Source organism: Sutcliffiella horikoshii (assembly GCF_021991925.1).
Taxonomy (GTDB): Bacteria; Bacillota; Bacilli; order Bacillales; family Bacillaceae_I; genus Sutcliffiella_A; species Sutcliffiella_A horikoshii_F.
The window spans coordinates 100676-125858 of record NZ_RXZI01000004.1 but is presented as its reverse complement, the minus strand read 5'-3'; the positions used below and the strand labels follow the sequence as shown (position 1 = coordinate 125858).

25 protein-coding genes and 4 riboswitches are annotated in these 25183 nt (G+C 42.1%); of the genes, 13 read left to right on the top strand and 12 right to left on the bottom strand.

Annotated features, from left to right (window positions below; all coding sequences use genetic code 11):
* Positions 1-7 precede the first annotated feature (7 nt).
* The 3 genes from EKQ44_RS12835 to EKQ44_RS12825 all read right to left on the bottom strand — a co-directional run bounded on the left by EKQ44_RS12835 (position 8) and on the right by EKQ44_RS12825 (position 4802).
* Positions 8-1051: a ribonucleotide-diphosphate reductase subunit beta gene (locus EKQ44_RS12835; RefSeq protein WP_237663954.1), complete on the bottom strand. Its 1044-nt coding sequence runs from the start codon at positions 1049-1051 to the stop codon at positions 8-10.
* Positions 1052-1066: 15 nt separating this feature from the next.
* A complete protein-coding gene (locus tag EKQ44_RS12830; RefSeq protein WP_237663953.1) occupies positions 1067-3328 on the bottom strand; it encodes a ribonucleoside-diphosphate reductase subunit alpha in 2262 nt (753 codons plus the stop codon).
* 248 nt (positions 3329-3576) lie between these two features.
* A riboswitch (cobalamin riboswitch) is annotated at positions 3577-3772 on the bottom strand.
* A gap of 205 nt (positions 3773-3977) precedes the next feature.
* On the bottom strand, positions 3978-4802 hold the full coding sequence (locus EKQ44_RS12825) for an STAS domain-containing protein (protein WP_237663952.1): 825 nt from the start codon (positions 4800-4802) through the stop codon (positions 3978-3980).
* A gap of 168 nt (positions 4803-4970) precedes the next feature.
* On the opposite strand from EKQ44_RS12825, the gene EKQ44_RS12820 reads away from it, so the two are divergent.
* Complete coding sequence (locus EKQ44_RS12820; RefSeq protein WP_237663951.1) at positions 4971-5873, top strand: aldo/keto reductase; 903 nt, start codon at positions 4971-4973, stop codon at positions 5871-5873.
* 73 nt (positions 5874-5946) lie between these two features.
* Here the strand turns inward: EKQ44_RS12820 and EKQ44_RS12815 are convergent, their stop codons facing one another.
* A complete protein-coding gene (locus tag EKQ44_RS12815; protein WP_237663950.1) occupies positions 5947-6177 on the bottom strand; it encodes a hypothetical protein in 231 nt (76 codons plus the stop codon).
* A 314-nt stretch (positions 6178-6491) separates the two neighbouring features.
* Between EKQ44_RS12815 and EKQ44_RS12810 the strand changes: the two genes are divergently transcribed.
* Entirely contained in the window at positions 6492-7742 is a 1251-nt protein-coding gene (locus EKQ44_RS12810) for a dicarboxylate/amino acid:cation symporter (RefSeq protein ID WP_237664087.1), read from the top strand.
* A 52-nt stretch (positions 7743-7794) separates the two neighbouring features.
* Here EKQ44_RS12810 and EKQ44_RS12805 read toward each other — a convergent pair whose 3' ends face one another.
* Genes EKQ44_RS12805 through EKQ44_RS12795 form a run of 3 tightly spaced genes read right to left on the bottom strand, consistent with a single transcriptional unit; the run spans position 7795 to position 9057 of the window.
* A complete protein-coding gene (locus EKQ44_RS12805; RefSeq protein WP_237663949.1) occupies positions 7795-8109 on the bottom strand; it encodes a DMT family transporter in 315 nt (104 codons plus the stop codon).
* A gap of 1 nt (position 8110) precedes the next feature.
* Positions 8111-8461 carry a DMT family transporter gene (locus tag EKQ44_RS12800; RefSeq protein WP_237663948.1) on the bottom strand — a complete coding sequence of 117 codons (351 nt, stop codon included), beginning with the start codon at positions 8459-8461 and terminating at the stop codon, positions 8111-8113.
* A 2-nt stretch (positions 8462-8463) separates the two neighbouring features.
* Positions 8464-9057 (bottom strand): TetR/AcrR family transcriptional regulator, encoded by a 594-nt coding sequence (locus tag EKQ44_RS12795; RefSeq protein WP_237663947.1) that lies wholly within the window; start codon positions 9055-9057, stop codon positions 8464-8466.
* Between the two features lie 144 nt (positions 9058-9201).
* Here EKQ44_RS12795 and EKQ44_RS12790 point away from each other — a divergent pair, with 144 nt between their 5' ends.
* Positions 9202-9360, top strand: a complete 159-nt coding sequence (locus EKQ44_RS12790; protein ID WP_237663946.1) for a hypothetical protein — start codon at positions 9202-9204, stop codon at positions 9358-9360.
* A 13-nt stretch (positions 9361-9373) separates the two neighbouring features.
* On the top strand, positions 9374-9703 hold the full coding sequence (locus tag EKQ44_RS12785) for a hypothetical protein (RefSeq protein WP_237663945.1): 330 nt from the start codon (positions 9374-9376) through the stop codon (positions 9701-9703).
* Positions 9704-9753: 50 nt separating this feature from the next.
* Here EKQ44_RS12785 and EKQ44_RS12780 read toward each other — a convergent pair whose 3' ends face one another.
* From EKQ44_RS12780 to ade, 3 genes are all read right to left on the bottom strand, one after another.
* Positions 9754-10197 carry a hypothetical protein gene (locus EKQ44_RS12780; RefSeq protein WP_237663944.1) on the bottom strand — a complete coding sequence of 148 codons (444 nt, stop codon included), beginning with the start codon at positions 10195-10197 and terminating at the stop codon, positions 9754-9756.
* Between the two features lie 298 nt (positions 10198-10495).
* A complete protein-coding gene (locus EKQ44_RS12775) occupies positions 10496-11011 on the bottom strand; it encodes a universal stress protein (RefSeq protein WP_237663943.1) in 516 nt (171 codons plus the stop codon).
* Between the two features lie 161 nt (positions 11012-11172).
* Positions 11173-12888, bottom strand: coding sequence for an adenine deaminase (ade, locus tag EKQ44_RS12770; protein WP_237663942.1), 1716 nt, complete (start codon positions 12886-12888; stop codon positions 11173-11175).
* A 71-nt stretch (positions 12889-12959) separates the two neighbouring features.
* Positions 12960-13061: riboswitch (purine riboswitch) on the bottom strand.
* A 269-nt stretch (positions 13062-13330) separates the two neighbouring features.
* Here ade and EKQ44_RS12765 point away from each other — a divergent pair.
* Together EKQ44_RS12765 and EKQ44_RS12760 are read left to right on the top strand one after the other, a co-directional pair.
* Positions 13331-15376 carry a transglycosylase domain-containing protein gene (locus EKQ44_RS12765; RefSeq protein ID WP_237663941.1) on the top strand — a complete coding sequence of 682 codons (2046 nt, stop codon included), beginning with the start codon at positions 13331-13333 and terminating at the stop codon, positions 15374-15376.
* 106 nt (positions 15377-15482) lie between these two features.
* Positions 15483-16289, top strand: a complete 807-nt coding sequence (locus EKQ44_RS12760) for a VLRF1 family aeRF1-type release factor (protein WP_237663940.1) — start codon at positions 15483-15485, stop codon at positions 16287-16289.
* 239 nt (positions 16290-16528) lie between these two features.
* On the opposite strand, the gene EKQ44_RS12755 is transcribed toward EKQ44_RS12760, so the two are convergent.
* A complete protein-coding gene (locus EKQ44_RS12755; protein WP_237663939.1) occupies positions 16529-16693 on the bottom strand; it encodes a hypothetical protein in 165 nt (54 codons plus the stop codon).
* 65 nt (positions 16694-16758) lie between these two features.
* Positions 16759-17739 (bottom strand): SDR family oxidoreductase, encoded by a 981-nt coding sequence (locus tag EKQ44_RS12750; RefSeq protein WP_237663938.1) that lies wholly within the window; start codon positions 17737-17739, stop codon positions 16759-16761.
* A gap of 184 nt (positions 17740-17923) precedes the next feature.
* Between EKQ44_RS12750 and EKQ44_RS12745 the strand changes: the two genes are divergently transcribed.
* The 7 genes from EKQ44_RS12745 to thiO all read left to right on the top strand — a co-directional run bounded on the left by EKQ44_RS12745 (position 17924) and on the right by thiO (position 25182).
* The gene (locus tag EKQ44_RS12745) at positions 17924-19204 is read left to right on the top strand and encodes an MFS transporter (protein ID WP_237664086.1); all 1281 of its coding nucleotides are present in this window, start codon (positions 17924-17926) and stop codon (positions 19202-19204) included.
* A 74-nt stretch (positions 19205-19278) separates the two neighbouring features.
* Positions 19279-19385, top strand: a riboswitch (TPP riboswitch).
* A gap of 102 nt (positions 19386-19487) precedes the next feature.
* Positions 19488-20171, top strand: coding sequence for a thiaminase II (gene tenA / locus EKQ44_RS12740; protein ID WP_237663937.1), 684 nt, complete (start codon positions 19488-19490; stop codon positions 20169-20171).
* A gap of 15 nt (positions 20172-20186) precedes the next feature.
* Complete coding sequence (locus tag EKQ44_RS12735; RefSeq protein WP_237663936.1) at positions 20187-20768, top strand: ECF transporter S component; 582 nt, start codon at positions 20187-20189, stop codon at positions 20766-20768.
* A 10-nt stretch (positions 20769-20778) separates the two neighbouring features.
* Entirely contained in the window at positions 20779-22236 is a 1458-nt protein-coding gene (locus EKQ44_RS12730; RefSeq protein WP_237663935.1) for an ABC transporter ATP-binding protein, read from the top strand.
* Positions 22217-23011 (top strand): energy-coupling factor transporter transmembrane component T family protein, encoded by a 795-nt coding sequence (locus tag EKQ44_RS12725; protein ID WP_237663934.1) that lies wholly within the window; start codon positions 22217-22219, stop codon positions 23009-23011. Before EKQ44_RS12730 ends, EKQ44_RS12725 begins: the two co-directional genes overlap by 20 nt.
* Before the next feature lie 59 nt (positions 23012-23070).
* Positions 23071-23177: riboswitch (TPP riboswitch) on the top strand.
* Between the two features lie 266 nt (positions 23178-23443).
* Positions 23444-24058: a thiazole tautomerase TenI gene (gene tenI, locus EKQ44_RS12720; protein ID WP_237663933.1), complete on the top strand. Its 615-nt coding sequence runs from the start codon at positions 23444-23446 to the stop codon at positions 24056-24058.
* Complete coding sequence (gene thiO, locus EKQ44_RS12715; protein WP_237663932.1) at positions 24055-25182, top strand: glycine oxidase ThiO; 1128 nt, start codon at positions 24055-24057, stop codon at positions 25180-25182. Before tenI ends, thiO begins: the two co-directional genes overlap by 4 nt.
* The last annotated feature ends 1 nt before the right edge of the window (position 25183 follow it).

Here is a 25183-nt window from a genome sequence, read left to right as displayed (position 1 = left end):
AAGCATCTTATAAATCGTCAAATCCATTATCCACGACATTCACTTTTGTGTATTGCCTTGATTTTTGTTCAAAGAAATCCGACTTACCAAGGTCCACTTCCTCATATGCTTTGATCCATTTTAATGGGTTAGTTCGGTAGCCTTCAAATGGGCGGTTGAAACCAAGCTGATTGGACCGGACATTGGCGTAGAATCTAATATAAGCTTCCACATCCTCAAGTTCGATACCTGTAAAATGGTTTCCGATTATTTGTCTCGCCCAATCAATCTCCAATTCTGCGGCCTGCTTAAAGGTCTCCTCTACAAATTGAGCAAGTGCTTCTGTATCATACTCAGGATATTCCAATAGAACTTCTTGAAATATTTTTACAAACAAGTCGACATGAATCTGCTCATCCCTATTGATGTAATTGATCATCGTACTAGATGCGACCATTTTTTGGTTTCTGGCAAGGTGATAAAAGAAAGCGAAGCCCGAATAAAAGAAAAGACCTTCCAATATCACATCATACACAATCGATCGTAACAAATTTTCGACGGTTGGGTCCTCTGCAAAGGCTTTATAACCATCTGTAATGAAATCATTCCGCTTCCTCAAGGTCGGTTCGGTACGCCAGTATTCGAAAACCTCCTCCTGTTTTGTACGGGATACAAGACTTGATAGGACATAGGAGTAGGAGTGGTTATGCACGACCTCCTGTTGCGCAAGCATAATCATCAATGCGTTCAGGCTGGAGTCGGTTAAATAATCAGCGACTTTGCCTGCATAGTCAGTCTGAATACTGTCCAAGAGAGCAAGCAGGCCGATGATCTTCAGGAACGCATCCTGTTCTTTTGCTGTCAGCGTAGGGAATTGTTTAATATCCTGGGACATATTTATTTCAAAAGGAGACCAGAAATTGGCAAGCATTTTCTTGTACTTGGGATATGCCCATGAAAACGCTACGTCATCCCAATTCAGTATATTGGAGCTTTCGCCGTTGATGATTCTGGTAGATCTATTAGGTGCATGTGTGTCCATGATGGAACGTTTATGAAGATAATTACTCATTTGACTTCCTCCCTATTAACTTGCGCAAGAATCGCATTCTTCTATTTCCTTAGATGTCGACCGTACGTAGTAGGTGGTTTTAAGACCCTGCTTCCATGCTTCCAAATGAAGATCTAATAAGGCCTTGGCTTTTATGGTGTTGGTGACATACAGGTTAAAGGAGATGGCCTGGTCAATATGCTTTTGCCTTGCTGCATTCTGGTTGATGCTCCAATGCTGATCGATATGATAGGCTGACTTATAAAACCAGGTAGTTTCTGAATTTAAGTCAGGTGCCGTTACCGGTATTTTATAGTCTTTTTTCTCTTCTGAATAAACCTTCAGGAAAATCGGATCGATACTCGCTGTGCTTCCGGCAATGATTGAAGTGGTCGCATTTGGGGCAACTGCCATCAGATAGCCATTACGGATACCAGTAGTTGCCACTTTCTTTTTAAGCACAGCCCAGTCCAATCCCGCTTTGGAATCATAATTTCTTTTTGAAAAATATTTCCCCGTTTGCCAGTCCGATCCTTCAAAAGCAGGGTAAGCACCTTTTTCTTTGGCAAGAAGCGCACTTGCTTGAATCGTGTAAAAGGCGATTTTTTCGTAAAGTTCATCCGCATACTTTACCGCTTTTTCAGATTCCCATTTGATGCCTTCCAATGCCAGCAGGTGATGCCAGCCAAAGGTGCCAAGCCCCACAGCCCTGTACTTTTCATTGGTTATTTTTGCCTGAAGGACAGGAATATCATTTAAATCAATCACATTATCAAGCATGCGGACTTGAATGGGAATAAGACGCTCTAGCACATCCTTTTTCACCGCACGTGCAAGGTTTATGGACGATAGATTGCAAACAACGAAATCCCCTGGTGTTTTGACAGTGATGATGCTTCCGTCCTTCACGGCTTGAGTATGGGTTACCGTGGCACTTTGGTTCTGGGTTATTTCTGTACACAGGTTTGTACAATAAATCACCCCTTTATGATGATTGGGATTCATGCGGTTTACCTCATCACGGTAAAACATGAATGGACTTCCCGTTTCAAGCTGCCCTCTCATGATCGCTTTCATGATGTCGATGGCTGCCACTTTTTCTTTTGCAAGATCAGGGTGGTTCACGCATTCCTCATATTTTAACCGGAAGGTACCGGTGCCTTTTACCTCATCAAAATAATCTTCCAAGGAGTATCCCATCGTCTTTCTTACTTCATGGGGGTCAAATAAATACCAATCCCCCCTTTTCTCTACTTGCTCCATAAAAATATCGGGAATACAGACACCATTGAAAAGGTCATGTGTACGCATCCGCTCGTCCCCGTTGTTCAGCTTGCTGTCGAGAAAGGAAAAGATGTCTTTATGCCAAACATCGAGATAGACCGAAATTGCCCCTTTCCTTTGGCCAAGTTGGTCCACGCTGACTGCTGTATTGTTCAATTGTTTCATCCATGGAATGACGCCACTGGATACTCCTTTAAAACCACGGATATCACTGCCACGGCTTCGGATTTTACCGAGGTATACACCGATTCCTCCGCCGGATTTGGAGAGGTTGGCAATATCTGTATTGCTGTCATATATTCCTTGTAAACTATCATCGACAGTATCAATGAAACAACTAGAAAGCTGGCCGTAGGTTTTACCTGCATTTGCAAAGGTGGGGGTGGCTACAGTCATATATAAATTGCTCATAGCCCAATAAGCCTCTTTTACATACTGAAGCCTATTTTTCTGTTCCTTTCTCATAAGTGTCATGGCGATTATCATGAACCGCTCTTGTGGAAGCTCCCAAAGCTGTTTATTGTGGTCACGTGTTAAATATCGATCGGAAAGAGTCTTCAAGCCAATATAAGTGAAAAGATGGTCTCTTTCAGGTTGTAAGAAAGCCTCTAATTCTTGGATTTCCTTTTCTGTGTAAGACTCTAAAAGTTGAGAATGATAGATTCCTTTATCGGTTAACGCTTCAATTAATTGGTACAGATTTGTATAAGAGATCGTCGTCTTCCGGTTATGGCAGACATTCTGTTGAAGTTGATGAGCAAGCAGCCTGGATGCTATATAGGTCCAATCTGGCTCTTCTTCCGTCAAATGACTGAGCGCTTCTAAAATTAGTTGATTATAAAGTTCTTGTACTTGGTTTAGGGGTAACAGCTTCTCGGAAAGCTTCTCCGCTTTTTGTAAAAATAAGTCCGCTTCAAGATGAGGGAATTCCCTTAGGGTTGATTCAAGCAATACTTGAAAGGCTTGTAACGATTGCAGATTCTCTTTGGGTGGTGTTTCTGTATGTATGGTCATCTTTCTTCACTCCGTTTCGTTTTTAATTAAGGCTGTATTCGTTCCCCAAATGGGGCATGAGGGGAGGAAATTACGGGAATAAAAAAATCCACTCAGGCAGCTGAGTGGATCAAACGATCATAGAAAGGGAGAATGGAGGAAGGGGGTTATCCAAAAACAGTGCCAGCGGAATATTGGGGTTTCCAGATATACCTGCTCTCTCCATATGGTTCTAGTGATCGTTTCATCTTCTCAACTCCCGAAGAAAGAGAAACTAATCGCTAAAGGCAGGTCTCCTGACTCGTGCTTCTTCCTATCTTGATCCTTCCCATATAAGAGCCGTTAAGCCCATTTATACAGTGGTTTTTCAAGATCGTCTGCACTTACAGTTGCGGGGACAGTTCCGGAATTTCACCAGATTCCCTATTAAGTCTATTAAAAGACACCTTTACCGCATTATCAATTTAAATACTGTATGTAGTTGTTGTGTTTTGTTTAGAACACAATATATAGTGTTATTCATGAGCGATAGTATAATCATAAATGAAACATAATCAAATGGCAAGACATTTCATGTGCAAGATTTTTAGAATGGGTAGTAGGATTTTTTGAGGGTTCGACATGAAGTGAAAAATTCCTGCCGGGGTCTGACCCCGGCAGGAATTTTTTATTATTGCTGTTGTAATACCTGTTCAATAGATCCACTGATAGGAATGTCCCGAAGGATAAGCCCTGAGTTGATGAATTGCAGGCTTAGTTCCGGCCGAAGTCCTGTTATGATAGGCGTGATGCCGATCAATTTTAAGGAGCGGAGGAGGAGGTCCATGGTATGAAGGACCGTTCTATCCAATTTGTATATACCGGAAAAATCAATGATCAGTTTGGAGATGGAGAGGTTTTTGCTTTTTTCCAATGTCTCCTCGATCAGGATGCTTGCACGTACATCGTCCATTTCCCCGACAAGGGGGAGTACGGCCATTCCTTGGTGTAGTGGGACAATGGGGATGGACAGTCTGATCAGGGAGGCTCTTGTATCCAACATCTTCTGTTCGGTTGCAATGGAAAAGGCCTGACTGAATCCGTAGACGATAATATTGAACAACTCATCTATAAGGATGAAGATCTCCGTGATTTGTTTCATCTGGTATCCTTCATTTGTCCCTTCCTTCTGGATAAAGGCCCATAAGCACCTCTTATACAATGTCATGTTAGAAAGCGTTTCTTCTAATGACCCTCCAGCTTTTACAGACAAGAAACCTATGGATCCCCCCCAATTTTTGGCATGCTCTAATATGGATTTCTCTGAGTCCAGTACGTATTCTCCCAGAAACTGAATGAGGGTCTGGAAGATTTCTTTGATTTTTTCTTCTGTCTCTTCCATTCTGTATTGAGGGACTTCTGGATATGTTTTCTGGATTTCTCTAAGTATGTTTTCTGCTACCTCATACTGTGAATCTATCAATCTATTCCCTATCAGTGTTTGTGCCGATGTCATAATAGGTATTCCTTTCTTCTAAACCTGTAATAGTTATTAACTATTTTAAAGAAAAGTTTATGAGTTGTATATCTTTTAGTGGAATAAGCTAGAAGAAAGGCGTATTTTTGGCATATGGGGAGTGGAAGGGGTATAATTTTTAAATAATTTATGAATAGGAGTGATAGTATGGAGCGGGTTCAGTTAGCGGAAGATGTATCTTTGTCGAGAATCGTTCATGGTATGTGGAGGTTGAATGATTGGGGATACAGCAAGGAAGAGACTTTGAATTTTATTGAAAGCTGTTTGTATATGGGAATTACATCTTTTGATCATGCTGATATATACGGGAATTACACGGTGGAGGAACAGTTTGGCCAAGCATTGGCACTGAAGCCTTCGCTAAGAGAGCAGATAGAACTGGTAACAAAATGTGGGATAAAATTGATTTCTAGCAATAGACCTGAACACAAAATTAAACATTATGATACAAGCAAGGAACATATCATTCAGTCTGTAGAACAATCTTTAAGAAACTTCCAAACAGATTATATCGATTGTTTGTTAATACATAGACCAGATCCCATGATGGACCCAAGTGGAGTGGCAGAAGCATTTACCCGATTGAAAGGGGAGGGGAAGGTCAAGCGCTTTGGTGTATCGAATTTCCTACCGTCCCAATATAACTTGCTAAACTCCTATTTGGAAGATCCATTGGTGACCAATCAAATCGAGATTTCCGCAACGCATTTGGAGCATTTTGAGAATGGAACGTTAGAGCAATGCCAAACCGATCGTATCACTCCGATGGCATGGTCTCCACTTGGTGGAGGAAGTATTTTCACGAGTGGGGACAAGAAAATGGTACGCGTCCGGAATGTTTTGGAGAAAATAAAAGAAGAAACAGGGGCTACCTCCATCGATCAAGTATTATATGCTTGGTTGCTTTCTCACCCTGCTAAGATCATACCGATAGTCGGGTCGGGGAAACTTAATCGAGTAAAATCAGCGGTTGACGCATTGGGACTTAAACTTTCAAGGCAGCAGTGGTTTGAAATACTGGAATCGTCTAAAGGAAATGAAGTGGCATAAATATTATATTTTAATAATAAAAAAACCGGGACATATGTCCTGGTTTTTTTAATTGCGATATCCATTTTTTCCATCAAAACTTAAATTGATTGTTTCTCTTTTCCACGAATTTTTTGTACACATCAGACAAAAACATCAATCCGACACAGCCGAAAATGACATACGACAAGTTAAAGTAGAGAGCAGGATCTATTCTAATGTGTTCCCCGCCAGCAGCCATTTTAATGATTTGGTAAGAATCTATGGCAACTTTAGCTGCAACAAGGATGAATATTGCCACAATAACCCTCCAAAGTAATTTCATCTGAACCCCTCCATCATTGCATGAAAAATTTTCTATTTGTAAATGCTATAAAAGTTAAATTTATGGGTAAATAAAAGTAGAAAATCGTTGTTAAATATATCAAAAAGTAGAAAGGAAAACAATAAGGCTTTTGGACTTTTTATAGTGTATTATAACAGACAACCATAGACCGGTCTATCATAAATCACTTTACAGATTTAAAAATACCCCTTAGAATGAAAAAAGTCGCCTTTTGTCGAATTGCAGAATTCATCCGAAGATTCTGAAGAAAGAAATTATATTAATATTACAAAAGGGAGGTATTTCATGTGAAAATGACATTAACAAAGAAAATAATTATCGGTCTTATCTTAGGTATTTTAGTTGGTCTTGCTTTGAATATTTATGCTCCATCGCTATTTAAACCATTTGATACATATCTCTTTCAACCTTTAGGGAAGATATTCTTGAATCTTATCACCATGTTGGTTGTTCCGATAGTCCTTATCTCCATCACACTTGGTGTTGTCGGATTGGGTGATACCAAGAAATTGGGAACCATCGGGTTAAAGACGATTTTTTTCTTCTTGGCTACCACGTGTATTGCCATCACAATTGGCCTATCACTTGCTTCTGTCATCCAGCCGGGACTTGCAGGTGACTTTGAAAATATGATGGTGGATGAGCTGTCTGAAGAAGAAAAACCAGAAGAAGCCCCGCCAGTTATGGAAACACTATTAAATATCATTCCGACAAACCCTATCAAGGCTATGGCAGAGGGGGAAATGCTCCAAATCATTTCCTTTTCCGTACTCCTTGGTTTTGCCATTAATGCATTGGGAGAAAAAGCAGGCAGAGTGAAAACTTTACTAGAGCAAGCAAATGATATTGTAATGTTCCTTGTCCATATTGTTATCAAAACCGCGCCATATGGGGCATTCGGTTTAATCGCTTCAGCGGTTGGTGGACTAGGGATAGACGCTATTAAAGCGATGGGTGCCTATTTCATCGTCGTACTGATCGCTTTGTTCCTGCATTTCTTTATCACTTACGGAGGCGCTTTATTCTTATTAGGAAGAATCAATCCGTTTACGTTCTTTAAACGATTCATTCCTGCAATGAGTGTTGCTTTCAGTACATCCAGCAGTAATGCAACCCTTCCGATGTCGATGGATGTGGCTCAGGAAAACCTTGGCGTTCCAAAACGAATCAGCAGTTTCGTCCAGCCGCTCGGTGCGACTATCAACATGGACGGCACTGCAATCATGCAAGGTGTAGCCACTGTCTTTATTGCTCAGGTATATGGTATTGACCTGTCCTTGACTCAGCTGCTTACAGTTGTAGGGTTAGCAGTTGTAGCGAGTATCGGAACAGCTGGTGTTCCTGGAGTAGGTTTTATCCTGCTAGCCATGGTGCTTGGCCAGGTAGGCCTTCCGGTTGAAGGAATTGCTCTTATTCTAGGTATTGACCGTTTATTGGATATGACAAGAACGGCAGTCAACATCACCGGTGACGCCGCATGTGCCTTTATTGTGGCGAAGTCCGAAGAAGGCGAAATCAATATACCTAAAGAACAACAAATATAAGAAGGAAAAGCCATTCCAGATCATTATGGTCGGAATGGCTTTTTTATATTGCTTATTGAGTAATCTTCAACCCAATCACCCCAATGATAATTAGAGATAGTAACACAATTCGAATTCTCTCTTTGGATTCTTTAAATAAGATCATCCCAAGTAATACACTCCCTGCTGATCCGATTCCCGTCCATACTGCATAAGCGGTACCCATGGGGATTTCTTTTAAGGCAAGCGATAGGAAGTAAAAACTCAACATTCCGATGACGACGAAGCTGATGGAAGGTATGAGTTTTTTGAACCCATCAGCCATTTTTAATGAAACTACCGCTCCAATTTCGCATACACCTGCAATCGTAAGAAATATCCAAGCCATCTCAAATCCCCTCCTTAACCATTTCTTTGTCTTCATCAGGAGTGGTCATTTTTAACCCGATAATCCCAATCAACATAAGACTGATAAAAAATATCTTTGAAAAGCTGGCCGATTCTCCGAAAAACAATATTCCGACAACAGCAGTGCCAGCAGCTCCAAATCCGGTGAAAATGGCATAAGCTGTCCCAATAGGGATATATTTAAGTGACTTAGAGAATAGATAAAAACTGATTGCCAACGTAATGACAGTGACAATGCTTGGTACCAGAACCGTAAATCCCTCTGAAAACCTCAAGCCTAAAACCCAAATTATTTCTAAAAGCCCAGCTATAAAAATGTACACCCATTGCATGATTATTGACCTCCAATCTTTGCGGCTTTCCAAAAGTGCTCAAAGGCATGCTCCACCTTCTTGTCGTACTCAGGTAAGGGGTAGAAGAAACGCTGGACAAAGAGGCCGTCAATCAGACAATAAAAAGAATCGATTAATGGTTCGATGGACTGATTGGAAATCTCTTTATTTAATTGTCCCGCTCCCATAATTTTTCTAAGGATAGCCGTGGTATGTGCTTCTGTTTGGATGAATTGTTCATGGATGAAAACGCGGAATTGCTCTTCAGGGAATAAAAAGGTCCTTTTGTACAAAAGCCCCAATGTTTCATCCTTCCAAAAGTCCACCATGTTCTTTAAGAACATATATAATACTTCTTTGGTGGAATGCTGGTCCATAACAGATGGGTCAATGCTTACACGTTCTAAAAACGTATCCATCAGTTCCCGGAGAATAGAAAGGTACAAATCATCTTTATTTTTAAAATGTGCATAAAGGGAAGGTTTTTTTATTCCTACCATTGACGCCACCTCATTTAACGACGTTCCGTAATACCCCTTTTGGGCAAAGAGCTGAATGGCGCTATGTTTAATTCGTTCAGGTGTGGAAGTTGACATAAAATATTCTCCTTACAAAAAACTACCTAACGTTCGTTAGGTGCAAAATCATTATATAACGGCCGGTAGGGTAAATCAAATATTCTGGGTTTTATATTTAACCATTGGGGTATTTAAACGTTAAGAGATGAGGGAGGAATTGATGTGAAAAAACGGTTGAAAGCTAAGTTGGAGAAGAGACAAGCTCTTTTTAAATCACAATCTGAGCACCGTGCCATTGGACACACCAATCGGTTAGTGGCCTCGCGTCAGAGAGCACAAAGCAATACACATCGACCTACACCAAAAGAACAGCAACAATAAGGAGGGGACTGCTTTGGGTGAAAATACGTTGAAAAAGAAGAATCAGAATTTGATGGAAAAGGCCAAGTATGCAGAAGAAGGATCTGGCCTGAAGAAAGATGCAAAGAGCGTTCGGAGGATTAACCGGCACATGGAGCGGGAAAAGAATCGTAAAGAGCAAAAAGCGGCACAACCTGCGTATGAAGTGTATGTGAACGATAATTCATTCAAAGTCACAGGTGTTAATTCAGAACAGGAAGCCATTGATAAGCTTTCCAAATGGAGCGCTTTTCATAATATGGTAAATAAGATGAAGGAAAATGATGAAGAGGTAAATATTGAAGCAAAGAAAATACAGGGATAACAAAACACACCACTGAAAGATGTGGTGTGTTTTGTTGTAATGGAAAACCATTAGATACATTGGAAAGAACGGATGCGGTTTGTATCAATTCCGAAATACACCCAAGTAAAGAAGAACCAACGATAACCAGCGACCGATCTTCTTCCGATAAAAGTGGGATAGAACCAGAATTGTTCCCCATTATTTAATCTGACCCATGTATAGCGGTACAAGCAACCGAAAAATGCTCCGGGATCCACCGCGAATGCTGTTGGCCCACCTGGTGCCCCTAAACTTGCTGCTGTTTGAGGTGGCGGGCTGGAAGGTGGTGGTCCTGGTGGTGGCCCACTTCCCGGTCCTCCTCCAGGAGGTCCCCCACCCGGTGGTCCAAAGCCAGGTCCTCCAGGGGGCCCGAAGCCAGGAGGGCCTCCAGATGGTGGTCCAAAGCCAGGACCTTGGCCACCACCGGGAGGCGGTCCAAATGGCGGGAAACTAAGTTGACGATAAGGATACATAGGATTTCTCCCTTCAAGTAAGTTCCCTATACGTTATGCATATGCCCAGAGGATGGTGAAAATAAAAGGTTGTTTTCCATACTTTGTTTTTTTCGCATCAATAAACAAACCGATATATTCCTTGCTGTCGTGCTCTTTTCCTTGCACGACAAAACATTTTACGAGCATTTCTAGAGTTGGTATCCAGTAAAAAGTCCAATTGCCGACTTTTTACTCGTGAATAGCAACAATCTTAAGAAAAGAGCCAAATAAAAAAAGCAGATTCCCTAATGGAAACCTGCAACATTTAAAATTATAGTTATTTTGCAATTAGTACCGGACAGTTGGCGGTGTTCGTGACTTTATCACTTACACTACCCAAAATCAGCTTTTTCAAGCCACCAAGGCCTCTGCTTCCAATGATGATCAAGTCGTTTTCCTGTTTATCCGCGAAATTACAGATGGTTTTTGCAGGGTCGCCTTGCATTACCTCTACAGGGGCTTCCACTCTTTCTTGGGAAAGAAGGGCATGGACTTCATTTAGTGCTTGTTCTGTGCCCTCATGATCTGCCGTAGCTACATGCTGCTTTGATGGCACTCGTTCTTTCACATTTTGTGTATAAATGTTCAGTCCATCAACATTCCCCATGCCTCCTGCTGGCATGGCATCGGGTCTTGTTACAGGGATGGGAACGTTAACTGAGCTTTCTTCCAATACATGGAGGATCGTGATATTGGATTCCAACCTCTTTTTCATGTCAATTCCCATTTTAACGGCCTTTAAACTGCTTTGCGAACCGTCATAGGCAATCAGTATATTCGTAAAAGGTCCCATCGTTCATCTACTCCTTTTCAACTATTTTGTGTATGTTTATTGTTGTAATTTAAGTACCCTATGCAACAACTTTTAAACGCAATGAAAAGGTGAAAGAGAACAAAAATTAACCTTAACCCCCAAAAAACAAATTTTGTAACGAAAGGAAGTGTCAGGATACCCTACTGGATTGCGATATGCCCAAAGCGCGTAACATCAAACAAACCAGTATCCGTTATTTTTAAGGCAGGAATCACCGGAAGGCTCAAAAAGGATAATGCAACAAAGGGATGGAAGTCAGTTTGGCTTCCGATTAAATGTAGTGCATCGTGAAGTTCTTTTAGAGACTGCAGTACATTATCGGTAGGCATATTGGCCATCAAGCCTGAAATCTGCAAAGGCAATTTGGCTATAACCTCCCCTTTTTTCACCACAACCAGGCCGCCCTGCATGCGTTCAAGGGCTCGGACAGCGACTAACATATCTTCATCATTCGTACCTACTGCCACGATATTGTGGGAATCGTGAGCAACTGTTGATGCAATGACCCCATCTTTAATTTGAAAACCTTTTACTATTCCAAGACCGACATTTCCAGTATGACGGTGTCTTTCTATGACCACCAATTTCAAATGATCCTGTTCGATGTTTGGAATGAATTGCCCTTCCTTTGTTGCTACCTTTTCACATATGTGTTTGGTTACAAGGCTGTTAGGAATAATTTCAATAATGTTAGTTGGTTTTCCAGAATCAACCTTTATATGAAGATCGTTATTTGTTAAAGGTGCTATTTTGACAGACTCAAGAACCAAATCAGGAATCTGAAGAGGTAGGCTCTTGGAGGTGTTTTCATCTATTAATATGCCATCTTTGAATACATTTTTAATGGTGAAACGCTCAAGGTCTTCCAAGAAAAGAAAGTCGGCACGGTATCCGGGTGCCACTGCGCCTCTGTTCGTTAGAGAGAAGCATTCGGCTGCGTTCAACGTAGCAATCTGTATGGCAAGAAGAGGATCGAGACCTTCATTGATTGCAATTCGAATATTGTGGTCGATGCTTCCTTCATTCACTAGGTCATCTAGATGCTTGTCATCTGTGCAGAAAAGAAAACGGCGTGCATTTCGTTCATTTACCAGAGGAAGCAACGCTTTGACATCTTTGGCAACAGAACCTTCCCGCATCATCACATACATGCCCCGTTTGATTCGCTCTTTTGCTTCTTGAGCAGTTACGCATTCATGGTCTGTTCTTATGCTGGCAGATGCATAGATGTTCAATTCTTCTGCGACTAATCCCGCTCCATGGCCATCTATCTGTTTCTTATGCTGGATAGCTTGCGAAAGCTTTGCCAGCATGTCCTCATCTCTGTCACGAACTGCAGGGAAATCCATCACTTCCGCCAGTCCTATGACTCTATCGTGTTTATAAAAACGTTCCAGATCAGTTGCTTGTATGGTTGCTCCGTTATGCTCAAAGGAAGTCGCAGGTACACAGGAAGGGAGCATGAAATATACATCCACAAGTACATTTTCTGTCGCATCCAGCATGAACTGTATCCCTTCCGTCCCGCTTACATTAGCAATCTCATGTGGGTCAGTGATGATGGTGGTAACTCCATGAGAAAGGATGGTATTAGTGAAGGAGTGAGGATGGATCATGGAAGATTCCATATGAACATGGCCGTCTATAAGACCAGGACAAATGTAGGAACCTTCTGCATCGATCACTTCTTTTCCTTCATACTTCCCAATCCCTACAATCATGCCATCTTTGATTGCAATGTCTTCTTCTATTATTTCTAGATTAAAGACATCTATAATTCTTCCATTCTTGATAACGAGGTCTGCCTTTGTTTGTTTTGCTGCTGTTTTAATAGTAGCTTCCAAGTTTTGAGTCATTGTTTTCCCCTCCAAAAATGAATAAAACTCCAAGCGATAACTTGGAGTTTGACAGAGAGAATTCCCCCTTTAAAATGGGTGGGGTATCTCGTAGTCAAACTCTTTACGGTAGTTTGGTAGAAACTTATGGACCATATCTCCAAGATTATACGAGTAGTTCTATATAAGTATTTTTTGATAATTGTTCCTCATTATAGAAGGGGGAGGAATGGGAGTCAAGCACGAATATATTGGCGAAAAATTTCGAATATGGGTAAAGGGGTTCACTTTTGTTGAAAAAGGGTATGTAATAGTGTTTAAGTTATAGGAATGTTATCATCAACAAGTAATTGTCCTATAACCATCATAATGAATCATGATGGGGTTTATGCACGTCACCCTAAAAAAGAAAGGATTCATTTCGAATAACTATGATATTTTGTTGCACATATAGGAGGTTCTTATGGCTGAAAGAGCAAGTAAGCATAAGCGAAAAGTGAGTTTCAGGGCACTGTTACTCATTGCAGGTTTATTGGCTTTAATTATTCTGTTAGGAATGCAATTATATATTAATACAAGGGACGTCAGTGCATTGACTGACCCATTGCCACAGTCCTCTGTCATCTATGACCGTCACGGGGAAGTAGCAAGCAGGATCACGTCCAATCAAATAGAGGGGGTACCTTCCGATGAAATACCGGAAGTGCTTAAACAGGCGGTTGTAGCCGTTGAGGACCAACGCTTTTACGAGCATGATGGATTTGATTTTGTAGGGACTGTGCGTGCCCTGACCACGAATGTGAAAGCAGGGGGCTATGTTCAGGGTGGAAGTACCATCACTCAGCAGTTAGCGAAAAACGTCTTTTTATCACATGATAAAACATTGAAACGGAAAACGGATGAATTCTTTTTGGCAAAAAAAGTGGAAAAATCTTATTCGAAGGACCAGATTATCAGCCTTTATCTCAACCAGATTTATTTTGGGGAAGGTGCCTGGGGGATCAAGCGGGCAGCAGCGGTTTATTTTGCCAAGGAACCCAAAGACCTGACATTGGCGGAGGCAGCTACTTTGGCCGGGCTGATTAAAGCCCCTTCCGCATTGTCTCCATTAAATAATGAAGAACGCTCGGTTCAACGCAGGAATCTGGTACTCTCTTTGATGCATAAACAAGGTTATGTCACAGCAGAAGAAGTGGAAGAGGCAAAGCAGGAAGAGATGAAGCTTGAATCAAGGCACGTAGATCCGTATAAAGCTAAGTATCCTAGCTTTACGGATTACATAATCGAAGAAGCTGAAAGAATATATGGCATCAGTGAAAGTGAGCTACTTGCAGGGGGGTACCGTGTGTACACCACATTGGAGCCGAAAGTCCAAGAAGCGCTTGAAAAAGTATATGCAGACCCTGAGAACTTTCCGACTGCGCCAACCGGAGAGGTGGCACAAAGCAGTGGTGTTCTACTAGATCCAAAATCAGGAGGGATCCTTGGTATGATTGGGGGGAGGGACTATGAGTTCCGCGATTTTAACCGTGCCTCCAGGTTGAAAAAGCCGCCGGGATCAACAGCCAAACCATTACTCGTCTATGCCCCTGCTCTTGAAGAGGGATATGATGTTTATGATATGCTGAACGACTCACCTACGGAATTCGGTGATTATACACCTCAAAACCATACCCTGGATTTTCGTGGGGAAGTTTCGATGTATGACGCTGTGTTGAATTCCTACAATATTCCTGCGGTATCCCTTCTTTATGATATGGGGATACAAAAAGGGATGGATGCAGCAAAGAAGCTATATCTCCCAGTTGACGAGAAAGAAGATAGAACATTAGGAAACATAGCCTTAGGTGGATTTTACGGAGTATCCCCTAAACATATGGCAGAAGCTTATTCGGTCTATGCCAATAATGGGGAGATCATTGAATCCCATGCAATTGTTAAAATTGAGACCGTTACAGGACAAGAAGTAGCCTCATTTGAAGAAGAAAAAGAACGGGTCTTTTCAGAAGGAACAGTAGAAAAAATGAATTTTATGCTCAAAGGAGTAGTGGAAGAAGGCAGCGGAAAGAACGCCATCATAGAAGGGCGTGAAGTAGCCGGAAAAACTGGATCCACCCAAACAAGTGACAATAATCATGGAGCAACATCTAACCAATGGTTTGTTGGTTACACCCCTCAGATTGTCGGAGCTTTCTGGATAGGATTTGATAAAGAGTCCTCAGAAAATGTACTCCCGATTATTTCTGGTGCTGGGAGTCCATCAGCCAAGGTATTCCAGCAGGTCGTTAGTGAAGCGCTCGAAGGGGAACCGGTAGAATCCTTCCATCTCCCAGCAAGCCTGCAGAAAAAGAAAGACTCTGCAAAGAAGGAAGAGAAAAAGCAGGAGCAAGAACAGCAAAGAAAGAAAGAGAAAAAGAAGAAAGATGAAAAGAAAAGAGAAGAGAAGAAGAAAAAAGAAGAAAAAAAGAAAGAGCGTGGCAAGAAGAAAGACCGAGATGACGATGACTAACAGTAAACACCTTCCCCCGATAAATGGGGAAGGTGTTTTTTTATGTTTAAATGATCCACTTTCGTGATAAAGACTATTAAACCACAAGTTTAATGGAGGGGATTTTTTGACCTATCATAAGACAATGAAGAAACTTTCGAACATGAGATTCACTAAACCAGACAAAGTATTAAGCTTATATTTACACACCGATCGCAGCCACCCTGACCAGCAAGGTGGCGAATGGAAAATAGCATTGAAGAATGGGTTCAATCGATTAGAGGAATATATTGAAGCTAGCAGTACGGAAGAGTTAAAAAGATTGCGTTCCATTCGTGAAGATGTTGAAAGGTATGTAGAAAGCATGGAACGGAAAATGCCGAGGGGTCTAATCATCTTTGCATCTGCTGATAGCGGACTGTGGGAGACGTTTGAATTACAGGTTTCTGTGCCGACCAATTTTTATTGGGAGGAATACCCTGTACTCGATGAGCTAGAAAAAATGTATCAGGCCTACCCGTTAACTGGTTTTGTTCTTATGCAACAGAATGAAATCAAAATTCTTACATCGATCTTTGCCTTGATAGAAGAAAGTGAGTCGATGGAATTTGATTTGGAAATCGATGACTGGAGAATGCATCAGGGTCCCTCTCATCACAGTTCCAGTATGGGAAGTGGGGCTGTTAAAACAGCGAGCCAAGTGGATCATTACGAAGACCGCATCCAGGCAAATCAGAAGAGATGGGTAAAGAGCCTAGGAAGCATGTTAGATAAAAAGGCAGCGGATAAGCAGTGGGAGAAAATAATATTAGTTGGAGACAAAGGAGAAGCAGAAATGCTAGAAGGATATATGAATAAAAAGGTAGATGCCATCATTCAGAAGAACCTTTTAAACGAAAATGAGAATACTGTATTAGAGAAGTTATTAGCTTAACTTTTAGGAAAGCCCCCTTCTTTCATTTCAGGCCACTGAAAAAGATCATAATTTTAGTAATCTGTTTCATACCGCTGTTGATTTCCGCACTGAGCTTCTCTTTCCGTGGGGCGACCTTGAGCCTCCTCGGGCTACGCCTATTGCTCCAATCAACAGCTAGAAATTCTTAAAAAAGATAGTTATTGGGTTTTTCAGTGGCCTCCCATTCATTTAGGGGGCTTTCATTATGGTTCATTTAGCTATATAACAGGATATTCCGCTTCATTTATTGGATTTGTATAGAACGGGGGTCGTGGTCCTATTTTTGGCATTGGCCATTTATTTGGTTGATATACCATTTGGACTTTTGCATCCGATTGATTGATTAACAATAGCTTGACTTCAGGGTTGAATTCGTAGCGCAAATTGATCCACTCCTTCGCAATGTATTTTGAATGCGAGGTATGGAGAAATATCTCCTTCCCACTGATCAAGAAGCCGTAAACTCACCTCCATTTACATGCAGCACTTGCCCTGTAACGAATCGGGAGTCATCAGATGCGAGATAAACATAAGTTGGGGCTAATTCAAATGGTTGAGCGGCCCGATTCATGGGGTTATATGCGCCAAATACTGCTACTTGATCCGACGAAAAACTTGCAGGAATGAGAGGTGTCCAGGTTCTACCAGGGGCGACGGCATTTACACGGATACCTTGGTCAACGATACTATTGGCAAGCGCACGTGTAAAGCCGACGTTCGCTGCCTTTGTAGCAGTATAATCAATTAACTGTTTTTCCCCCACATAAGCGACTACAGAAGCGGTATTTATGATGGAACTACCTGGTTTCAAGTAAGGCAAGGCAGCTCTGGTTGTATAGAAATGGGAATAAATATTCACCTTGAATGTGTCGTCAAACTGTTCATCCGTTATATCAAGCAAACTTAGTTGTTGGAATTGTATTCCCACATGATTCACCAGAATATCCAACTTTCCGAAAGCTTGGAGTGTTTGCTCTACAATTGCCACACATTGTTTCTTCTCTCTCAAATCCCCAGGCATAAGGATACATTGTTGCCCCAGCTCCTCAATCCTAGCTTTTGTTCGATTCGCATCTTCATGTTCATCAAGATAGGAGATGGCTAGATCTGCCCCTTCTTTTGCATATGAAATCGCTGTCGCTGCACCTATCCCGCTATCCCCGGCAGTAATGAGTGCAACCTTTCCCTTCAGCTTCCCACTGCCCTTATAATTTGGATTTTCAATAATGGGCTTTGGAACCATGTATTTTTCCAAACCCGGCTGCTGTAATTGTCGCTGTTCCGGAAAGTTGATTGGTATTTGTTGATACTCCGTTATTTTTCCATAATTAGGATATAAGGGATATGGGTCATTTTGTTTATTCGATTCAAACCAATCTTGAAACTGCCTTAGCTCCTCCAAGTTCCGCTGCTTGTCAAATGAATCCATCTAAAACCTCCTTCAATCTTTCTTTGCACAACTATATATATATTTCAGTGATAACTTGGTTTATGCAACTGTTTTGTTCTGGTTCTCCATCTCCAGACCGAGAGAAAAAGAACCGACAGTCGGTTACCGGCAATATCTAAAGAAGTTAAACTTATTTTAGATATTGAATAGTGGAGGACAAATGATGAAAGATATGATTGCCATATTCAAGAAACCAAATTACAGTTTGTTGTTCTGGTCGTCTTTTACGTCTACAATGGGAAGTATCGTTGGTATTGCAGCGTTGATGCTGTATTTGTTGGACAGATATACAGATCAGCCTTTTTATGCCGCATTAACGGAACTGATGTATTCCTTGCCGACCCTTGCAGTATTCTTTCTGGTAGGAGTATTAGCTGACAGAATGGATCGTCAGAAGATTGCTGTTTACAGTGATGTGATTTGTGCCATTTTATCGCTGGCGCTCATGGGGGCGATATATGTTGATTGGATGCCGCTCGTATTCGCGTTGTTGTTCTTAAGAAGTGCTGTATCTAAATTCTTCCACCCTGCCCAAGCTGCCATCATCCAAGGAATTCTGACGAAGGATGAATATACGGTGGCAGCAGGACTAAATCAGATGACAAGCAGCTTGTTCATGCTGTTCGGAAATGCCCTTGGAATTTTCATCTACTGGACGGTAGGGCTTCAGGGTGCAATATTTGTATGTTTTGTCACTTATATGGTCAGTGCGATACTGATACGTGCATGTAAGTTAGAAGAGAGTGTTGTCCTACCAAATGGCAGGCACAAGTGGAATCAACTTAATGTTAGATTTGTGGCAAATGACTTTAAAGATGGCATGCTTTATATTTTGAAAAATCCTTTGTTAGTCTATCTTATCATTGGCTTCTTTGTTTTTGGAATTGTGAACGGGGGGCTCTCTGTCATGCCAGCCTATATACTCAAATATAAACTTGCTCCAACAGACTATGAGCAGCTTATGATGGTGATGGGGATAGTATTTGGCATCTCGATTTTGATTGGAAGCATTGTTGCCTCGATGGTGGCGAAAAAGTTGAAATTGTATCAGATGATTTTTATCGGTCTTAGCATCTCTGGTGCATTCGTCATAGCAAGCGGATATAGCCCAAGTACGTATTACTATCTTGCATTTACTGCATTGATTGGCCTCGGACTACCATTCGTCAACATTGGAATCGGTGGATGGCTGCCTAGGATTGTTGATCCAAAAATGATGGGAAGGGTTCAAGGCTGGATCACTCCATTGATGATGTTTTCTCAATCTATCACGCTTGGGGTGATTGCCCTGACTTTTCAAAAGATGCTAACCGTGGAAGGGCTGCACCTTTTGGTAGGCGGGTGCCTGGTGTTTGTCGGATTATTTTATATGTTAACCTTGCCAAAACATGCTACGGAAGAAGAAGAAATACCTGAAGGATTGGAAAATTCAGCGTCTGTATAAAATTATTCTTTGACAAAATAGAAAAAGCTGATTAACATAGGTATCAGAAATTGCTTTCCGACAACTATATACGAATTTACCACTAGGGGTGCCTTTATAAGGCTGAGATTGAAGTGTGACTTCAAGACTCTTAGAACCTGATCTGGTTAACACCAGCGTAGGGAAGTGGGGTCGAAACACTTTTTTTAAAAAGTTCAGCTGTTTAAGTGTATTCACCACCTTCTTTGCGCAAGCGAGGAAGGTGGTTTTTTGCATTTTACCAACAATTTAGGAGGAATGAAGAATGAAATTTTCACAACTTGTAAGGGAAAAAGCGGATCACATTTGGGAGGCGAGTTTCCATCACCCGTTTGTAAAAGGAATAGCAGAGGGGAATTTATCATTAGAATCGTTCAAATATTATGTATTACAGGATGCCTACTATTTGAGTCACTTTGCAAAAGTTCAAGCATATGCAGGGGCCAAAGCTTTTGATCTGCAAACAACAGCAAGACTAGCGGCACATGCACAAGGTACATATGAAGCAGAATTATCCTTGCACGAAAATTTTTCAAACCGCCTTGGGGTGACAGAGGCAGAAAAGGCGGCATTCCAAGCAGCTCCGACCGCACACGCTTATACTTCCCATATGTATCGCGCCGTATTGACCGGTGGGTTGGGAGAGGTGATTGCAGCCCTGCTACCTTGCTATTGGTTATATTATGAAATTGGTGAGAGATTAAAAGACTGCACTCCAGCTGAACCAATCTATCAGGAATGGATTGCAGCTTATGGTGGCGAATGGTTCAAGGAGCTTGTGGAAGAGCAAATAAATAGATTGGATGAATTGGCGGAAAAAGCGACAGATGAAGAGAAAGAAAGAATGCTTGAGTATTTTATCATCAGCAGTCAGTATGAATATTCCTTCTGGGAAATGGCCTACACCTTGGAGAAGTGGCCGGTTTCAGAAACAGCAATGAAGGCGTAGGGGGATTTGATTTAAATGAACAAAGGATTAAAGCTTACAGATATATTGGTGACGGTCATTATTGCACTCGTATTCGGGATTGTATATAAAATATGGGCTCCGGTGTATAACGTGCTGGCGCCATTCGGACTACAGCTTCAAGAGCTGACATATGGCATGTGGTTCATTGCCGCGACGGTTGCTTATCTACTGATTAGAAAAGCTGGTGTGGCTTTCCTGGCGGAAGTGGCAGCCGCCTCAGGTGAATTTCTGGTCGGTTCGGAATATGGGTTGATGGTTTTGATATATGGTGTAATACAAGGACTTTTTGCTGAAATGGTATTTATGGCTTTCCGCTATAAGCGGTTTGATGTGATTGTCGCATCGCTTGCGGGTATCGCAGCAGGTATCGGTTCGCTTTTATTGGACCTATTTAGGGGATACCTGTTTGATTATGTATGGTGGAATGTAACATTGCTCATATCTTTCCGTTTGATTGGAGCAGTCCTTTTAGCGGGAGTACTTGCTTATGTTTTGGTAAAAGCGCTAGAGGCAACGGGAGTCACAAGCCTACTGAGACCGGTGAGCAAGGATGATTATGATTCCTTAAGGCAATAGGGAGGCGAAGATGGAACCAATTATACAATTAGACGAGTTAAGACTGAAATACCCGGGTGGAGAAAGGATATTTGAAGACTTGTCCATCAAGATCAGGAGGGGGGAGAAGGTATTGATCCTTGGCCCCTCAGGCAGTGGGAAATCTACGCTCATTCAAGTTTTGGCAGGACTTATTCCGAATGTTATGGAAGTGCCGATAATTGTAAAAGAGCAACTCTTGCCCAATTCATGGGGATATGTCTTCCAAGACCCGGATGCACAGTTTTGTATGCCTTATGTGGATGAAGAACTTGCTTTTGTACTGGAAAACCTCGCTGTTCCAAGAGAGCAGATGGATAAAAGAATTGCAGGAGTCCTGGATATGGTGGGGTTGGATCTACCGAATGTCCACATGAAAATCCAGCAACTCTCAGGCGGGATGAAGCAACGGCTTGCCATTGCTTCCGTCCTCTCGATGGAGCCAGACGTGCTCTTTTTAGATGAACCGACCGCGTTATTAGATCCAGAAGGTACCAGGGAAGTTTGGGACACCATTAAGAAAGTGGCAGATGATAAAACAGTTATCATCGTGGAGCATAAAGTGGAGCAGCTACTCGACTTCGTGGAAAGGGTCATCGTGTTGGATGAGGCTGGAAATATAGTTGTTGATGGTAAGACGCAAGATGTTTTCAGCACCTCGCTTTCTCTTTTAAACGAATATGGCATATGGTACCCAGGTGCTTGGGAGAATTATTTGAAAAACAGAAAGCCCTTCTCCATGCTTAATATGGAGGCTAAAACGGTGTTAAAAGTGAACGGTCTTTCAGGATTTCGTGGCAAAGAGAAAAAGATTTATGTGGAGGAAGCGGAAATTCGTAAGGGGGAATGGATTTCCATGATAGGAAAGAATGGGGCGGGGAAAAGCACATTGCTCGAATCGTTAATGAAGCTGATAAAGACAGAAGGTACCCTAGAAATCAATGGAGAAAAGGTCAAAAGTATCCCCACTGACCTGGTAACCTTCGTTTTCCAGAACCCTGAATTCCAATTTGTTACCAAAACCGTGGAAGCAGAAGTTGGCTATACACTGCGTCTAAAGAAAATGGACGAAGCTTTTGTCTTAGAAAAAGTAGAGGAGATGCTGAGACTTTTCAAGTTGGACCATGTGCGTCACCACCACCCGTACCAATTATCCATGGGACAAAAACGCAGGTTGAGTGTAGCGGCTGCTGTCATCAACCAGCCGAATATCCTTCTGTTGGATGAACCGACATTCGGACAGGACAGCAGAAACACGTTTGCCATGCTGGAATGGTTGGAAAGATTAAGGGAAGCAGGCGTCGCTATCTTGATGGTCACACATGATGAGCACATCGTAACGGAGTTCTCTGATACCATATGGACGGTAAAAGATGGGCAGCTTATCGATAGGAGGAGTAATGAGAGATTGAGAGGCAGGGGAGAAAAGGATGCAGTTGGAGCTTTATAAAAATAAATCTTGGATGCATGATATTAATCCAAGCTTTAAACTATCAGGGATGGTCCTCCTCTTTATAGGTGTCCTGTTCATTCATAATATCAATGTGATGACGAACTTAACAGGTGTTCTATTGTTGGTCTATCTTTTCATGACAGGCCAATCCTATAAGCTGAAGTTTCTATTGCTCGTTCCATTTTTCTTTTTATTTTTCACTTCCGCGATCTCTATGGTCCTGTTTGGAAGAGGAGATACCACCTGGTTTGAATTTGGGTTAATAAATATCTCGGAGGAAAGTTTTTATCGTGGAATTCACCTAGGATTACGGTCACTGACATTTGCTTTTTGTGGGTTGATTTTTGCCCTGACGACCCAGCCGGTATATTTATTTTATTCCCTGATGCAGCAATGGAGGCTACCGCCTAAGTTTGCATATAGCTTTATGGCGGGTATCCGTCTATTGCCGTTAATTCTAGAGGAATTTCTTACCTTAAGGAAGGCGCTGATCGTTAGGGGAGTGGAGCAGAAGGGGAGCTTGTTGAAAAAGATGTATTTTTACAGCATCCCTTTACTCTCCCAGAGTATCAGGAGAGCACACCGAATTGCAATGGCCATGGAAGCGAAGCGTTTCAGTAATCAAAAGAATCGTACCTTTTATTACGAGCTGGGTTACTCCCGGAAAGATCTGTGGTTTGTGCTTTTAATCCTATTGATGATTGCTTTGTCCCTTTATCTTGGCATAAGGCTACCTTATGTACCGATAACAGATGTCAGATACAGCGGATAGTATGCATTTCTTTTAAAATCAGGAATTGTGTGCTATACTGAAGCCATCAAATGAATAACTCGTAACACTAGGGGAGTCAATAGTGACTGAGATGGAAAGAGTGATTTCCAGACCCTTTGAACCTGATCTAGTTTGTACTAGCGTAGGGAAGTGGAAATGTTCTATCACTGTTGGCTTTACATACCACACATAGATGAAACCCACTCTTTACGTTAAAGAGTGGGTTTTTTGCATTCTTTTGCTATGTTACACCAGAATCCCCTGTTGATTGGAGTGAAAGGGGTGAGACTCCTGCGAGAGGTAGCGGTAGATTGAGACCCCGCAACGAAGTGAGGAGGCTCAAGCATCGCCTCGCGGAAAGCGAACCCCTGGAACGGAATTCAATAGGAGTTAAACAAAAATATAAGATTTATTTTATAAGGGTGAGGAACTTTGCAATTACATCTTATTACAGATGGTAAAAAAACAAAGGAAGAGCTTGTTGCCATCTTGTGTGAAGTCCATGACTCAGTGGATTATATCCATGTAAGAGAAAAACACCGAAGTGCAAAAGAGGTTTTTGAACTGGTTGACGAGCTGATTAGATCTGGGGTCCGGCCCGGGAAGATCATCATAAACGATCGTGTCGATGTAGCCCATGTGCTCAATGTAGGCGGAGTACAACTGGCCTATCATAGTCTTGGAGTTTCCGAGATTCGCAGAAATTTTCCTGAATTAAGAGTCGGTAAGTCGGTACATAGTTATGAAGAGGCAATACAGGCAGAATTGGACGGGGCTGATTTTATCCTATATGGCCATATCTATTCGACCTCTTCCAAGAAGGGGTTGAACCCAAAAGGGCTGATGGAGTTTAGAAGATTAACCAGGTCATTGAAAATTCCCGTTATTGCGATTGGCGGAATAACTCCTGATAAACTCCAGGAGCTAAGGGCTTCCGGGGCTGGAGGGATCGCCGTCATGTCCGGAATTATGGATGCAGGAGATAACGTTCATGCAGCTAAAGCCTTTCAAGCAGCTTTGTTTGCCGAAAAGGAGGAGATTGGATGAATAAATATGACGCAATTATTATAGGTGGAGGTGTCAATGGCTGCTCTATTGCATACTACCTTGCACGTGATGGGAAAAGTGTATTGCTTTTGGAGAGGGAGAAGTTGGCGGGGAAGGCATCGAGTGCAGCTGCCGGCATGCTTGGAGCACAAGTGGAAGTGACAAGAGAAGGAGCACTTTTTGATATTGCCAAAGAAAGCAGGGCCATGTTTCCGTCTCTTCAATACGAACTGAAAGAGCACTCGGGAATCGACATGGAGCTTGTGCAGAAAGGGATGCTGAAGCTTGCCATGAACGAGGAAGAAGCACGGCACCTAAAAAGCACGATTGCCTTTCAACAAAAGCTAGGGGAACGGGCAGAATGGCTTGCTCCGGAACAAGTAGCAGAAAGGGAGGGGCAACTTTCGGATGCTCTGTTGGGGGCTATGGACATTCCCATGGATGGCCATGTCAATCCTGAACGACTTACCCATGCATTTGCTAAATCGGCAATCAACCTTGGAGCGGAAGTGAAAGAGTATGTTGATGTGTACTCATTAGTCATGGATAAATGTAGCGTTAGAGGTGTAGAAACTAGCAACGGAACGTTTCATGGGGAAAATGTAGTCATTGCAGCAGGAGCTTGGAGCAAAAGGTTGCTTGGCGAGTGCGGAGTGACAGTTCCTGCCTATCCGGTAAAAGGGGAGTGCTTCTCTGTCATCACAGATCGACCATTGCTCGCAAGTACAATTTTCACAGAAAGCTGTTACCTTGTTCCGAAAAGTGGAAACAGGTTGGTTATCGGAGCCACGATGGTCCCTGACACTTTTTCCGAAAATGTTACGGTAGGTGGGATTTATCAGTTAATGGAGGAGGTTGCGAGAGTGCTTCCGTCCGTCAAGTATGCCACTTTTGAAAGATTCTGGTCGGGGATACGTCCTCAAACAGGGGATGGTCTTCCTTATCTGGGGCATCATCCGAAATATAAGAATCTTGTCATCGCTACCGGACATTACCGGAATGGAATTCTACTATCCCCCATCACAGGAAAACTTGTGACCAAAATGATTCAGGGTGACCCCATGCCGAATTATATGGAAGCATTCAAGTTAGATAGATTAAAAGAATATGCGGGGGGTGAATAAA

Bases quoted from the DNA above. Each gene is read 5' to 3' on its own strand.
- EKQ44_RS12835 (WP_237663954.1), bottom strand. From the start codon at position 1,051: ATGAGTAATTATCTTCATAAACGTTCCATCATGGACACACATGCACCT.
- EKQ44_RS12830 (WP_237663953.1), bottom strand. From the start codon at position 3,328: ATGACCATACATACAGAAACACCACCCAAAGAGAATCTGCAATCGTTA.
- EKQ44_RS12825 (WP_237663952.1), bottom strand. From the start codon at position 4,802: ATGACATCGGCACAAACACTGATAGGGAATAGATTGATAGATTCACAG.
- EKQ44_RS12820 (WP_237663951.1), top strand. From the start codon at position 4,971: ATGGAGCGGGTTCAGTTAGCGGAAGATGTATCTTTGTCGAGAATCGTT.
- EKQ44_RS12815 (WP_237663950.1), bottom strand. From the start codon at position 6,177: ATGAAATTACTTTGGAGGGTTATTGTGGCAATATTCATCCTTGTTGCA.
- EKQ44_RS12810 (WP_237664087.1), top strand. From the start codon at position 6,492: ATGACATTAACAAAGAAAATAATTATCGGTCTTATCTTAGGTATTTTA.
- EKQ44_RS12805 (WP_237663949.1), bottom strand. From the start codon at position 8,109: ATGGCTTGGATATTTCTTACGATTGCAGGTGTATGCGAAATTGGAGCG.
- EKQ44_RS12800 (WP_237663948.1), bottom strand. From the start codon at position 8,461: ATGCAATGGGTGTACATTTTTATAGCTGGGCTTTTAGAAATAATTTGG.
- EKQ44_RS12795 (WP_237663947.1), bottom strand. From the start codon at position 9,057: ATGTCAACTTCCACACCTGAACGAATTAAACATAGCGCCATTCAGCTC.
- EKQ44_RS12780 (WP_237663944.1), bottom strand. From the start codon at position 10,197: ATGTATCCTTATCGTCAACTTAGTTTCCCGCCATTTGGACCGCCTCCC.
- EKQ44_RS12775 (WP_237663943.1), bottom strand. From the start codon at position 11,011: ATGGGACCTTTTACGAATATACTGATTGCCTATGACGGTTCGCAAAGC.
- ade (WP_237663942.1), bottom strand. From the start codon at position 12,888: ATGACTCAAAACTTGGAAGCTACTATTAAAACAGCAGCAAAACAAACA.
- EKQ44_RS12765 (WP_237663941.1), top strand. From the start codon at position 13,331: ATGGCTGAAAGAGCAAGTAAGCATAAGCGAAAAGTGAGTTTCAGGGCA.
- EKQ44_RS12750 (WP_237663938.1), bottom strand. From the start codon at position 17,739: ATGGATTCATTTGACAAGCAGCGGAACTTGGAGGAGCTAAGGCAGTTT.
- EKQ44_RS12745 (WP_237664086.1), top strand. From the start codon at position 17,924: ATGAAAGATATGATTGCCATATTCAAGAAACCAAATTACAGTTTGTTG.
- tenA (WP_237663937.1), top strand. From the start codon at position 19,488: ATGAAATTTTCACAACTTGTAAGGGAAAAAGCGGATCACATTTGGGAG.
- EKQ44_RS12735 (WP_237663936.1), top strand. From the start codon at position 20,187: ATGAACAAAGGATTAAAGCTTACAGATATATTGGTGACGGTCATTATT.
- EKQ44_RS12730 (WP_237663935.1), top strand. From the start codon at position 20,779: ATGGAACCAATTATACAATTAGACGAGTTAAGACTGAAATACCCGGGT.
- EKQ44_RS12725 (WP_237663934.1), top strand. From the start codon at position 22,217: ATGCAGTTGGAGCTTTATAAAAATAAATCTTGGATGCATGATATTAAT.
- thiO (WP_237663932.1), top strand. From the start codon at position 24,055: ATGAATAAATATGACGCAATTATTATAGGTGGAGGTGTCAATGGCTGC.